Source organism: Actinomadura violacea, from assembly GCF_017573465.1.
Classification (GTDB): domain Bacteria; phylum Actinomycetota; class Actinomycetes; order Streptosporangiales; family Streptosporangiaceae; genus Spirillospora; species Spirillospora violacea.
Genome location: NZ_JAGEPF010000010.1, coordinates 318,064 through 328,927 on the forward strand (window position 1 = coordinate 318,064; position 10,864 = coordinate 328,927).

Consider the following 10,864-nt stretch of genomic DNA (forward strand, 5'->3'; position numbering starts at 1 on the left):
AAATCGATCTTGCTCGACCTACCTCGACTCCGCCGGACGGACCCTCGGTTTCCCTTCCTGTGTTTGCGCAGGTGAGCGGCTGCCAGGGCGACTCTTCCGGACGGTGCCGGACGTGATCGGATCCAGCCCTTCGGATCGGCCCCTCAACTCTTCCTTAAAGACGGCATAAGCGGGGGGCCGGACGGGGGCGGCGGTGCGAAGTTCGTTGCGTGGCACTGCGAATGGGCAAGCACACCGGTTCGTTCGCCCCCGGCGCACCGGGGGAGCGGGCGCGCTCCGCGGCGGTCGCCCGGGCCTTCCGGGCGCTGCCGTCGGCGCACCGCGAGATCCTCACCGAGACCGTCTTCCGGGAGCGCTCGGTCAACGAGGCCGCCGCTCTGCTGGGGGTGCCCGTGGACGTGGTCAAGGTCCGCGTCTACCAGGCGCTGCGCGCCCTGCACGCGACCCTCGGCGCGCCCGTCACCCGCTGACCAGGCCGCGGACGACCTCGGCGAACGCGCGCACCAGCGGGCCGTCCGCGCCGTCCGCCCAGGCGAGCGCGACCCGCAGCGGCTCGACGCCGGTGAGCGGCACCCAGACCATGCCGGGCCGCGTGTAGTACCGCGCCATGCTGGACGGCGCGAAGCAGATCGCGACGCCCTCGGCGACCTGCTCGAGCATCTCCTCGACGTTGTCGTTGGTCGGCCCCCAGCGCGGCTCCGAGCCGTCCGGGCGCGGGTTGACCGCCCACCAGTCCACCCATTCGCGCGGCGCCCGCTCCGTCCACAGCAGCGGCTCGTCGTTGACGTCGAGGATCCCGACCGCCTCGTTCCCGGCGAGCGGATGGCCGGACGGCAGCCCGACGATCCGCGGCTCGGTGTGGACGGTCTCGGCGTGCAGGCCGGACAGGTCGGCGGGCAGCCACACGAACGCCACGTCGACGTCCCCGGACCGCAGCGCGTCCGCCTCGCCGCCCCAATCGAACCGCTTCGGCTCGACCCGGACGCCGGGATGCGCGCGGGTGAACTCCGCGCGCGCACGGGTGGTCAGCTCGCCGGCGCCGCTCGCCTCGAACCCGACGCGCAGCACACCGGTCCGGCCGCGCCGGTGCCGCTCCGCCGCCGCGGTGACGCGCTCGGCCTGGCGGACCGTCCGGCGGGCCTCGGCGACGACGTCGAGGCCCGCGGCGGTCGCGGTGACCCCGCCGGCGTGCCGGTCGAACAGCCGCACCCCGAGCTCGGACTCCAGCCGGCGCAGCGCGTACGACAGCGCCGGCTGGCTGACGAACAGCGCCTCGGCGGCCCGGCCGAGGTTCCCGGCGTCCGCGATCGCGACGAGGTAGCGCAGCTGACGCAGCTCCATGCTGCGATGATAAAGGCTCTTTATCGGTCATGTTGATCTCTGTCTTGGACGCCGCCGCGCCGCGGCTGCGATAACGGAGACATGACGAACGCAACTGAGAGCAAGAACGGCCGGGTCTGGCTGATCACGGGGGCGACCTCGGGGTTCGGACGGGCGATCGCGGAGGCGGCGCTCGCGGCGGGCGACACCGTCGTCGCGGCGGCGCGCCGCCCGCAGGCGCTGGACGACCTGGTCGAGCGCCACCCGGGCCGCGTCACCGCGGTCGCGCTGGACGTCACCGACCAGGCCCGGATCGCGGACGTGGTCGCCGACGTGCTGCTGTGGCACGGCCGGATCGACGTCCTGGTGAACAACGCCGGGCGCGGCCTGGTCGGCGCGGTTGAGGAGACCACCGACGGCGAGCTGCGCGACCTGATGGACCTGCACTTCTTCGGCCCCGCCGCGCTGACGCGGGCGGTGCTGCCGCACATGCGCGCGCAGGGGTCGGGCGCGGTCGTGCAGCTGACGAGCCAGGGCGGCCGGCTGTCCTTCCCGGGCGTCGGCGGCTACTCCGCCACCAAGTTCGCTCTGGAGGGGCTGACGGAGGCGCTCGCCGCGGAGGTCGCGCCGTTCGGGATCAAGGTGATGATCGTGGAGCCGGGCGCGTTCCGGACGTCCTTCGCGGGCGGCGGGCTGCAGATGACCGCCGAGATGCCCGAGTACGCCGCCACCGTCGGGCAGGTGCGCAAGGGCCTGCCGGACAGCGACGGCAAGCAGCCGGGCGACCCCGCCAAGGCGGCGGCCGCGATCCTGACCGCGCTGGACGCCGAGGACACGCCGCTGCGGCTGCCGCTCGGCAGCGACGCCGCCGACGCGGTCGCCGCGAGCCTCGACGGCCTCCAGAAGGAGCTCGCCGCCTGGGAACCGCTGATCCGCAGCACCGATTTCGACGAGTGACACGGCGCGGCGGCCCGCCTCCGGGCGGGCCGCCGCGAAAAAGGCGTTGCGTGCCCGGAACGGCTTCGGCAATATGGGCGTCGAACGGAACGAGACCGGAAGGAGAGGGAAATATGCGTCAGCACCGAATGCATCACAGCAGCCACTCCGGTCTCGGGAGCCGCCGAAGGACGTGACGAACGCGTCCCTACGCCGACCGCCCGGAGTGACGACGGGCGGTCTTTTCTTTTTCCCGGAGGGTTGGCCGAGCGGAAAGGCAGCGGCTTGCTAAGCCGTGGTCAGGGGCAGCCCTGCGCGAGTTCGAATCTCGCACCCTCCGCGCAGGCTGGGCAGGGATGCTGGTGCATCCGGCGGTCTCATAAGCCGCATCAGGTGGGTTCGATTCCCGCGCCCAGTACGCAGGACAATTGAATATTCGAGTCTCCGTGGCGCAGGGGAGAGCGCGCCGGGTTGCGGACCCGGAGGGCACAGGTTCGATTCCTGTCGGAGACACGGCGTCCGTGGTGTGGTGGTCTGCACGCCAGGTTGTGGTCCTGGAGGTCCTCGGTTCGATCCCGGGCGGTCGCCCTTAACGCGAAATAGCACGATCAGGTGGGCGGCGGCCGGCAGATATTGCCGGCCGCTTGCGCCTGCTTGCGCCGGAATTGGCCGCCGCTGGAAAAACCTTCCTCATGCACTGCTCCTCCGCAAAGGCGGGCCGGTTCCGGCTGCTCGCGCTCGGCCTGCCGGCGCTGCTCGTCCTCGGCCCGCCCGCCGTGCTCGCGCTCGCCACCGGTGGCGCGGAGCGCCCGGCCGGCGCCGAGACCGTCCCGTACCTCGACCCCGCGCTGCCCGTCGCGGCGCGCGTCGACGACCTGCTGTCGCGGATGAGCCTGGACGACAAGCTCGGGCAGATGACGCAGGCGGAGCGCCGGTACGTCACCCCGGCCGAGGCGGGGACGTACCGGATCGGGGCGCTGCTGTCGGCCGGCGGCTCGGCGCCGAAGCCGAACACGCCCGAGGCCTGGGCGGACATGCACGACGCGTTCCAGAAGGGCGCGCTCGCCTCGCCGCTGCGCATCCCGGTCCTGTACGGCGTGGACGCCGTGCACGGCCACAACAACGTCGTCGGCGCGACGATCTTCCCGCACGACATCGGGCTCGGCGCGGCCCGCGATCCGGCGCTCGTCCGGGACATCGGCGCGGCGACCGCCGAGGAGATGGCCGGCACCGGCGCCGACTGGGACTTCGCGCCCTGCGTGTGCGTCGCCCGCGACGACCGGTGGGGCCGGACGTACGAGTCGTTCGGCGAGGTCCCGGAACTGCCGTCGGCCATGACCTCGCTCATCGACGGGCTCCAGGGCGCCGAGCCGGGCGTCCTCGCCACGGCGAAGCACTTCGTCGCGGACGGCGGCACCGAGGGCGGGCGCGACCGCGGCGACGCGAAGATCTCGGAGGAGGAGCTGCGGGCCGTGCACCTGCCGCCGTTCCGGGAGGCGGTCCGGCGCGGCGTCGCGTCGGTGATGGTCTCCTACAGCTCGTGGAACGGCGTGAAGATGCACGCGAACCGGGACCTGGTCACCGGCGTGCTGAAGGGCGAGCTCGGCTTCAAGGGCTTCGTCGTGTCGGACTACCAGGGCATCGGGCGGATCGACGGGAAGGCCGGCCTGACCAGAGCCGAGGTCGCGCAGGCGGTGAACGCCGGGATCGACATGGCCATGGTCGGCGACAAGTGGAAGGACTTCATCGCCGACCTGCGCGCGGAGGTGGAGGACGGGACCGTCCCGATGTCCCGGATCGACGACGCGAACCGCCGCATCCTGACCCAGAAGTTCCGGTTCGGACTGTTCGAGCGGCCGATGGCCGACCGCGGCCGCCTCGGGACGGTGGGCAGCGCCGCGCACCGCGCGCTCGCCCGCCGCGCCGCCGCCCGGTCGCAGGTGCTGCTGAAGAACGACGGCGTCCTGCCGCTGCGCCGCGGCGCCAGGATCTTCGTGGCGGGGCGCAGCGCCGACGACATCGGCATGCAGTCCGGCGGCTGGACGATCACCTGGCAGGGATCGCCGGGCAAGATCACGCCGGGGACGACGATCCTGGAGGGCATCAGGCAGGTCGCCGGCACGGCCACGAAGGTCGCCTACGACCGGGACGGCAAGGGCATCGACAGGTCGTACGACGCCGCGGTCGCCGTCGTCGGCGAGAAGCCGTACGCCGAGTACCACGGCGACCGGCCCGGCGGCCTTGCCCTCGACGAAGAGGACGTGCAGACCATCGACCGGCTGCGCGCCTCCGGCGTGCCGGTCGCGGTCGTGCTGGTCTCGGGACGCCCGCTGGACGTCGCCCCGCACCTCGCCGGCTGGAACGCGCTCGTCGCGTCCTGGCTGCCGGGCACCGAGGGCGCGGGCGTCGCCGACGTCCTGTTCGGCGACGCCCGCCCGTCCGGCCGGCTGCCGGTGACGTGGCCGCGCGGCGGCGACCAGGAGCCGATCAACCGCGGCGACGGCAAGGACCCGCTGTTCCCCTTCGGCTACGGCCTCGCCTACGACGGCTAGCCGAGCGACTCCTTGAGGACGGCGTCCAGGTCGGAGGCGGTCAGGCCGAACGTCGTCCGCACCGCCGACGCGTCGACCGCGAACGGCCGGTGCGTCATGTGCGCGGTCTCGAACAGCTCGCTCCAGAACGGGTCGCCGTAGGCGAGCAGCGTGAGGTCGCGGTCGGTCATCACCTCCAGGCGCGGCGCCGGCGCGCCCGCCAGCGCGGCGAGGCGGCGGGCCGCCTCCCGGACGGACACGTCGATCACCGGCGCGTGCCAGGCCCGCCCCCACGCCCGGTCGTCGCGGGACAGCGCGACGAGCGTGCGCGCGGCGTCGCCGATCGCGGTGAAGCCCTGCGGGACGTCCAGGTCGGCGGGGACGAGCGCGAGCCGTCCCGCGAGCACGTTCGGCTGCACGAGGAACGAGAACGTCGACGACGCGCCCGCGCCGATGAACTGCCCGGCGCGCACCTCGGTGACCCGGACCCGGCCCGCGTCGTGCGCCTCCTTGGCCGCCTTCCACAGTTCGGCGCGGACGCGCCCCTTCGAACCGGTGGCGACCAGCGGGAGGTCTTCGGTGACGGGGCCGTCGACAGGCCCGTATCCGTACAGGTTGCCCAGCATCACGTAGCCGGCGCCCGACCGTTCGGCCGCCGCGAGGATCGAGCCGAAAAGCGGCGGGAGCGTCTGCGGCCAGGTGTGGTACGCGGTCATCGCGGCGTTGAAGACGGTCGTCGCGCCTTCGGCGGCGCGCGCCAGAGCCTCGGGGTCGGTCGCGTCCAGCGCGACCCGCTCGATCAGCGGGTGCTCCGGACCGCTTCCGCTGCGGGTGACCAGCCGGACGCGCTCTTCCTCGCCGGCCAGCAGGCGGGCGGTGGCGGCGCCGGTTCCGCCGGCGCCGATGACGAGATGAAACGGCATTATCTTCTCCAAAGGACGGGCCGGGACCCGCGTGCCCCGGCCCCGCCCACTCTGCTGCTCGCCGAGGGGACGCGGCAGGGGTCCGCTCGCCAACCGTCCGGAGGTTCCGGCCATGCCCGCTGTCCCGCCCGTGCAGACGGTTCCGGCCCCGCAGGCGGTTCCGGCCGTGGAGACGGTCGCGGTCGTCGTGGTGCCGCCGGTGATGGCGTTCGACGTCACGATCCCGCACATGGTGCTGGGCGCGGCCGTGGTGGACGGCGCCCCCGGCTACGAGCTGCCGGTCTGCGCCGCGGAACCGGGACGCACCTTGGAGACCGTCGGCGGCCTGGACGTGGTGCCGCCGCACGGCCTCGACGTCCTGGACCGCGCCGGGACCGTCCTCGTCGTCGGCAGCGGCGGCCGGGAGGGCACCGACCCGCGGACCCTGGACGCGCTGCGCGCCGCCGCCGAGGAGGGCAAGCGGATCGCGGCCATCTGCACGGGCGCGTTCGTGCTGGCGGAGGCGGGCCTGCTGGACGGGCGCCGCGCCACCACGCACTGGGGGCTGGCGGCCGACCTGGCACGCCGGTTCCCCGCGGTCGACGTCGTCCCGGACGTCCTGTACGTGGCGGACGGCCCGGTCCTCACCTCGGCGGGCGCGGCGGCGGGCATCGAGCTGTGCCTGCACCTGGTGCGCGCCGACCACGGCGCGGCGGTCGCGGCCGAGGCGGCGCGGCAGACCGTGGCGGCGCCGCCCCGCCCGACCGGGCAGGCGCAGCTCGTGGACGATCCGCTGCCCGCCGAGCCGGACCTGTCGCTCGCCGCGACCCGCGCGTGGGCGCTGCGCCGCCTCGACGGGCCGCTGACGCTCGCCGACCTGGCCCGGCACGCGCGGGTCAGCACCCGGACGCTGACCCGCAGGTTCCACGCGGAGACCGGGTGCAGTCCGCTGCAGTGGCTGCTGCGGCAGCGGATCGGGCGGGCGTGCGAGCTGCTGGAGACGACCGCGCTGCCGATGGACCGGGTCGCCGCGCGGAGCGGGCTCGGCAGCGCGGACTCGCTGCGCGAGCACATGGTCCGCCGGGTCGGGATGACGCCGTCGGCGTACCGGTCGGCGCACGCCCGGCGGAGCGGATCCGGCCGGGCGGGGAGCGGGTGAGCTGGGTATCGTTGGCGCCGTCCGGAGCCCGGCCCCGAGGGCGCCCGGGGCCGCCCGCAGATCGCCGCCAGGGGGTGCCGTGGCCGAACGCTCGCTGCACGGGGGCGACCCGTCGGTGCTGCGGCGCCTGAACTCCGCCGCCACCCTGCGGGAGCTGCGCGACGGCGGCGAGTCCACGCTCTCCGGGCTCGCGAGCCGGGTCGGGCTGTCGCGGCCCACCACCGAGGGCGTGCTCGGCGAGCTGATCGGCCGCGGCCTGGTCGCCGAGGTCGCGCCGCGGCCCGGCAGCGCCCTCGGCCGGCCCGCGCGCCGCTACCGGTTCCGCGCCGAGGCCGGCCACGCGCTCGGCATCGCCGTCGACGCCCACCGCGTCCGGCTGCTCGTCACCGACCTCACCGGCGAGGCCGCCGGCGGGCACCGGGCCGGCCTCGACCCGCACGCCCGGCCGGACGCCCGCATCGCCGCCGTCCGCGCGGCCGTCAAGGAGTGCCTGGCCGCGGCCGGGGTCGGCCGCGCGTCGCTGCGGGCCGTCGCCGCCGGCACCCCCGGCGTCGTCGGCCCCGACGGCACCGTCACCCGCTGCGCCGCCGTGCCCGGCTGGGAGGGCGTCGGCCTCGGCCGCGAGCTCGGCCGCTCGTTCGCCTGCCCCGTGCTGGTGGAGAACGACGCCAACCTCGCCGCGATGGCCGAGCGGTGGCGCGGCGCCGCCCGCGCCGCCGACGACGTCGTCTGCGTGTACGCCGGGCTGCACACCGGCGCCGGCGCGCTCATCGGCGGGCGCCTGCACCGGGGCCGCTGGGGCGCCGCCGGGGAGATCGGGATGCTGCCGGAGCTGGGCCTGCGCGACACCACCGCGGTGCTGCTCACCGGCGGCGGGCCCGGGCCCGCGGCGTCCGGGGCGGCGCTCGCCGGCCTCGCCTCCGCCGGTCCCGCGCTGGACGACGCCGAACGCGTGCTCGCCGCGGCCGGGCGGCGCGACCCGGCCGCGCTGGAGGCCGTCGAGCGGCTCGCCGCGCGGATGTCGCGCGGCGTCGCCGCGATGGCGCTCGCGCTGGACCCGGAGATGATCGTCGTCGGCGGCCCGCTGGCCGGGGCGGGCGCGCCGCTGGTCGGGGCGCTGCGCCGGCACGTGCTGCCGCTGTGCCTGAGCCCGGTCCGCATCGAGGCGTCCGAGCTCGGCGACGAGGCGGTCGGGCTCGGCGCCGTCCGGCTGGCCCTCGACCGGATCGACGAGGACCTGTTCCGCGTCGACCGCGCGCCCGGAGCCGCCGAACCCTCGGAGGCCGGCGCTACGGAGTCAGCGGAGCGCTGAACGACCAGCCTTGCGCGAGCAGCGCGTCGGCGGCCTCGACGGCGGCGGCGAGCCGGTCCTCGTGCGGGCCGGTCACCACGATGTGCGGGAGGCCCCGGCTCTCCAGCTCGTCCCGGAAGCGGTCCGACATCCACGACCGGATCGCCTCGCCGTCCCGCCAGCCGTCCTGCTCGAACGGCACGCCGTCGGGCGAGGTGAGGATCCACAGGTGGTGCGGCACGCGCGCGTGGACGGCCTCGACGTCCGGCGCCGGCGCGGCGAGGTACCGCTCGTGCCAGAGCGCGGTCGCGAACGCGTCGGTGTCGCAGACCAGCAGCGGCGAGCCGGTGCGGGCGGCGGCGTCCTCCAGCGCGGCGTGCCGCTCGGCGATCTCGGTGAACTCGGCGGACTCCCAGACCAGGTCGTCCAGCCACAGCGACGGGTCGGACGCGGCGCGGCGCGCGGCGGCCAGCTTCTCCTCGGTGAAGGTGCGGCCGTACTCCGGGACCCACCGCGTCGCCTCCCACACGCCGCCGCGTCCGGCATAGTGCGCGGCGAGCGCGCGCGCCAGCGTCGTGGTGCCGGTCGACTCGGCGCCGGTCACCACGATCCGGCGCGCCAGGTAGGCGCGGACGGGCGGCGACAGCCACTCCCACGCCGCCGCCGGGTCCGCGCGGACGGCGGTGCCGCTGACCGGGAACCGCTCGCGCGGCGGGTCCACCGGCACGTGGACGGCGGAGAACCGCGCCGCCAGCTCGGCGCCGTACGGCTCGGAGCTGAACACCGCGTCCACCGGCGGGACGTCCACGCCGAGCCCCGACCGCAGCGCCAGCCCCGCCCGGAACGCCGCGACGTGCGCCGACCAGACCTCGTCGGACCCGTAGTCGATCTCCGCGTCGTCCACCACCGGGACGATCTCGACGTTCGGCTGCCGGTGCGCCTCCCGCAGCCACGCGGTGCGCAGCGCCAGCGGGATGCTCTCCACGGTGGACGCGGCGACGACCACCGTCACCCGCGCGCACGCCGCGGCGGCCGTGTCGACCAGGTGGTGGTGTCCGGCATGAGGCGGATAGAACTTGCCGATGACCAGGCCGTGCTCGTGGGTCATGCGGCCACCGGGGCCGGCTCCCGCCGGCGCAGGTCGCGGCGCCAGGCGACCAGGCCCGCGACGCAGAGCGCGAGGAACAGCACGTAGAGCGCGCCGGTCAGCTTCAGCTCCTTGTAGAAGTACAGCGGGATGTAGATCAGGTCGGCGGCGATCCACAGCCACCACGACTCGACCAGCTTGCGGGACTGCCCGTACGTCGCGACGAGCGACAGCGCGGTGGTCAGCGCGTCCCAGAACGGGACGGTCGAGTCCGTCCAGGCCGACAGCGTCCAGGTCAGCAGCGCCGTCCCGGCGGCGCCGGCGACCGCGAGCGCGGCCCACTCGCCGCGGCCGGTGCGCCGGACGGGCAGCTCGTCGCGCCCGTCGCCGGCGTAGAGCCACACCCACCAGCCGTACAGCTGGAGCACGACGTACACGACCTGGAGCCCGGCGTCGGCGTACAGCCCGCCGTCCAGGAACACCAGCCCGAGCAGCACGACGTTGGCGAGCCCGACCGGCCAGTTCAGGATGTTCTGCCGGACGACCAGCCAGACGTTCACCGCGCCGGTGGCGAAGCCGAGCAGCTCCGCCCACGTGGTGGGCACCGACCCGATATGGAACGCCGGGTCCAGCAGGGGACCCAGCGGAACGTTCACCGCCATGGCGGCAATGATCACATATCGTCAGAAAGACGACAAGTGCGGCGGCCCCGGTGACCTCCTCCGATCACCGGGGCCGCCGCCGCTACCGGGCGCTCACGCCACGATCAGCAGCGGGTTCTGCAGCAGCTCGGCGAGGCGGGCGAGGAACTTCGCCGCCGTCGCGCCGTCGCAGGCGCGGTGGTCGACCGAGAGGGTCACCGCCATCCGCTTGCCCGGGACGACCTGCCCGTCGCGCACCACCGGCTCGTCGCGGACCGCGCCGACCGCCAGGATCGCCGCCTCCGGCGGGTTGATCACCGCGGAGAACGAGTCGACGCCGAACATGCCGAGGTTGCTGACGCTGAACGTCCCGCCGCTCATCTCGCGCGCCGACAGCTTCCCGTCGCGGGCCTTGCCGGCCAGCTCGCGGGTCTCCGCGCCGATCTGCGAGACGCTCTTGCGGTCGGCGTCGGTGACGACCGGCACGACCAGGCCGTCCGCCACCGCGACGGCGACGCCGACGTGCACCCGCTTGTGGAAGAGCAGGTTCTCCTCGGTGTAGGAGACGTTGACCTCCGGGTGCTCGCGCAGCGCCGTGGCCACCGCCTTCACGACCAGGTCGTTCACGCTGACCTTCGCCGGGGCGAGCGCCTCGTTGAGGGTGGCGCGGAACGCCAGCAGCGCCTCGGCGTCCACCTCGCGGTTGAGGTAGAAGTGCGGCGCGTTCTGCTTGCTCTCGGTGAGCCGCCGCGCCGCGACCTTGCGGAAGCGGTTGAGCGGGACGGCCTCGACGTCCGGGTCCTCGGCGGCCTGCGGCTTCGCGGCGGCGGGCGCGGGCGCCTGCGCCGGAGCGGCCGGGGCGGCCGGGGCAGCGGCGGCGGGCGCCGCGGGCTGCGCGCCGTCGCGGGACCGGAAGAGCGGCGTGTCGGGGAAGGGGGGTAAGCTTACTGTAGGCTCCGGTTGTCCCCGTATCACTCCGTACCACGCGCCGGTCGCA

At 75.0% G+C, this 10,864-nt stretch carries 10 protein-coding genes and 4 tRNA genes; 9 read left to right on the forward strand and 5 right to left on the reverse strand.

Going from position 1 to position 10,864, the window contains the following annotated elements:
• Nucleotides 1-209 precede the first annotated feature (209 nt).
• Nucleotides 210-470, forward strand: coding sequence for a sigma factor-like helix-turn-helix DNA-binding protein (locus tag J4709_RS18120; RefSeq protein ID WP_307801329.1), 261 nt, complete (start codon nucleotides 210-212; stop codon nucleotides 468-470).
• Here J4709_RS18120 and J4709_RS18125 read toward each other — a convergent pair.
• The gene (locus J4709_RS18125) at nucleotides 460-1,341 is read right to left on the reverse strand and encodes a LysR family transcriptional regulator (protein WP_208242214.1); all 882 of its coding nucleotides are present in this window, start codon (nucleotides 1,339-1,341) and stop codon (nucleotides 460-462) included. The two genes, J4709_RS18120 and J4709_RS18125, sit on opposite strands and share 11 nt — an antisense overlap.
• Nucleotides 1,342-1,422: 81 nt before the next feature.
• Here J4709_RS18125 and J4709_RS18130 point away from each other — a divergent pair, with 81 nt between their 5' ends.
• The 6 genes from J4709_RS18130 to J4709_RS18155 all read left to right on the forward strand — a co-directional run bounded on the left by J4709_RS18130 (nucleotide 1,423) and on the right by J4709_RS18155 (nucleotide 4,808).
• Entirely contained in the window at nucleotides 1,423-2,277 is an 855-nt protein-coding gene (locus tag J4709_RS18130) for an oxidoreductase (protein WP_232383639.1), read from the forward strand.
• A 234-nt stretch (nucleotides 2,278-2,511) separates the two neighbouring features.
• A tRNA-Ser gene (locus tag J4709_RS18135) sits at nucleotides 2,512-2,596 on the forward strand.
• Nucleotides 2,597-2,601: 5 nt separating this feature from the next.
• A tRNA-Met gene (locus J4709_RS18140) sits at nucleotides 2,602-2,674 on the forward strand.
• A gap of 22 nt (nucleotides 2,675-2,696) precedes the next feature.
• A tRNA-Arg gene (locus J4709_RS18145) sits at nucleotides 2,697-2,769 on the forward strand.
• A 1-nt stretch (nucleotide 2,770) separates the two neighbouring features.
• Nucleotides 2,771-2,845: transfer RNA gene (locus J4709_RS18150), tRNA-His, on the forward strand.
• A 103-nt stretch (nucleotides 2,846-2,948) separates the two neighbouring features.
• Nucleotides 2,949-4,808 carry a glycoside hydrolase family 3 protein gene (locus tag J4709_RS18155; protein ID WP_208242216.1) on the forward strand — a complete coding sequence of 620 codons (1,860 nt, stop codon included), beginning with the start codon at nucleotides 2,949-2,951 and terminating at the stop codon, nucleotides 4,806-4,808.
• Here the strand turns inward: J4709_RS18155 and J4709_RS18160 are convergent.
• The gene (locus tag J4709_RS18160; protein ID WP_208242218.1) at nucleotides 4,805-5,710 is read right to left on the reverse strand and encodes an NAD-dependent epimerase/dehydratase family protein; all 906 of its coding nucleotides are present in this window, start codon (nucleotides 5,708-5,710) and stop codon (nucleotides 4,805-4,807) included. The genes J4709_RS18155 and J4709_RS18160 overlap by 4 nt on opposite strands.
• Nucleotides 5,711-5,876: 166 nt before the next feature.
• On the opposite strand from J4709_RS18160, the gene J4709_RS18165 reads away from it, so the two are divergent.
• Both J4709_RS18165 and J4709_RS18170 read left to right on the forward strand, forming a co-directional pair.
• Nucleotides 5,877-6,848, forward strand: a complete 972-nt coding sequence (locus tag J4709_RS18165) for a GlxA family transcriptional regulator (protein WP_443608433.1) — start codon at nucleotides 5,877-5,879, stop codon at nucleotides 6,846-6,848.
• 79 nt (nucleotides 6,849-6,927) lie between these two features.
• Nucleotides 6,928-8,160, forward strand: coding sequence for an ROK family transcriptional regulator (locus tag J4709_RS18170; protein WP_307801330.1), 1,233 nt, complete (start codon nucleotides 6,928-6,930; stop codon nucleotides 8,158-8,160).
• Here the strand turns inward: J4709_RS18170 and J4709_RS18175 are convergent.
• The 3 genes from J4709_RS18175 to J4709_RS18185 form a co-directional block, all read right to left on the reverse strand.
• On the reverse strand, nucleotides 8,138-9,247 hold the full coding sequence (locus J4709_RS18175; RefSeq protein WP_208242222.1) for an AAA family ATPase: 1,110 nt from the start codon (nucleotides 9,245-9,247) through the stop codon (nucleotides 8,138-8,140). The genes J4709_RS18170 and J4709_RS18175 overlap by 23 nt on opposite strands.
• Complete coding sequence (gene pnuC, locus J4709_RS18180) at nucleotides 9,244-9,888, reverse strand: nicotinamide riboside transporter PnuC (protein ID WP_208242225.1); 645 nt, start codon at nucleotides 9,886-9,888, stop codon at nucleotides 9,244-9,246. Before pnuC ends, J4709_RS18175 begins: the two co-directional genes overlap by 4 nt.
• Before the next feature lie 93 nt (nucleotides 9,889-9,981).
• Nucleotides 9,982-10,864: dihydrolipoamide acetyltransferase family protein (locus J4709_RS18185; protein WP_208242226.1), on the reverse strand; the 883-nt coding region annotated here is incomplete at its 5' end.